The sequence below is a fragment of the Streptomyces griseoloalbus genome, assembly GCA_014650015.1.
GTDB lineage: Bacteria > Actinomycetota > Actinomycetes > Streptomycetales > Streptomycetaceae > Streptomyces > Streptomyces griseoloalbus.
In genome coordinates this window covers 1-1,184 of sequence record BMUD01000078.1, presented here as the reverse complement: position 1 = coordinate 1,184, position 1,184 = coordinate 1, and the positions used below count along the sequence as shown (strand labels likewise).

Genomic DNA, 1,184 nt, shown 5'->3' with positions numbered 1-1,184 from the left:
CCCGGCTGGCGGCGGCGTTGACGCCGGAGGTGGACGCGGTGCTGGCCCGGCATCCGCTGCGGGAGCTGGTCACCAGCAGCGAGCCCCTGCCCCTGCTGGTGGAACGCGAACGGGCCCTGTTCGGCTCCTGGTACGAGTTCTTCCCCCGCTCCGAGGGCACCCCCGAGCAGCCCCACGGCACCTTCGACAGCGCCGCCCGACGGCTCCCCGCGATCGCCGCGATGGGCTTCGACGTCGTCTACCTCCCGCCCATCCACCCCATCGGCACCACCTTCCGCAAGGGCCCGAACAACACCCTCGACGCCGGCCCGGACGACGTCGGCGTGCCCTGGGCGATCGGCTCCCCCGAAGGCGGCCACGACGCCGTCCACCCACAGCTGGGCACCCTGGCCGACTTCACCCGGTTCGTGGCCCGGGCCGGCGAGCTGGGCCTGGAAGTGGCCCTCGACTTCGCGCTGCAGTGCTCCCCCGACCACCCCTGGGTGCACAAGCACCCCGAGTGGTTCCACCACCGCCCGGACGGGTCGATCGCCTACGCGGAGAACCCGCCCAAGAAGTACCAGGACATCTACCCCATCGCCTTCGACGCCGACCTCGACGGCCTGATCGCCGAGACCGTACGCGTCCTGCGGCACTGGATGGACCACGGCGTGCGGATCTTCCGGGTCGACAACCCGCACACCAAACCGGTGGTGTTCTGGGAACGGGTGATCGGGCAGATCAACCACACCGACCCCGATGTGATCTTCCTGGCCGAGGCGTTCACCCGCCCGGCGATGATGCACACCCTCGCCCAGATCGGCTTCCAGCAGTCCTACACCTACTTCACCTGGCGCACCACCAAGCAGGAACTGACGGACTACCTCACCGAACTGTCGGGCGAGGCCGCCTCCTACATGCGGCCCAACTTCTTCGCCAACACCCCCGACATCCTGCCCGAATACCTCCAGACCGGCGGCCGTCCCGCCTTCGAGGTCCGCGCCGTCCTCGCCGCCACCCTCTCCCCCGCCTGGGGCATCTACAGCGGCTACGAACTCTGCGAGAACACCCCGCTGCGCGAGGGCGGCGAGGAATACCTCGACTCGGAGAAATACCAGCTCAAACCCCGCGACTGGGAGACCGCCGAACGCGAGGGCCGCACCATCGCCCCCCTCATCACCCGGCTCAACACCATCCGGCGGGAG

Annotated in this window: 1 protein-coding gene; it reads left to right on the top strand. The window is 69.6% G+C overall.

What is annotated here, in order from left to right; all coding sequences use genetic code 11:
• A partial coding sequence (locus IE178_RS35025; RefSeq protein ID WP_438874442.1) for a maltotransferase domain-containing protein occupies positions 1-1,184 on the top strand: 1,184 nt, incomplete at both ends.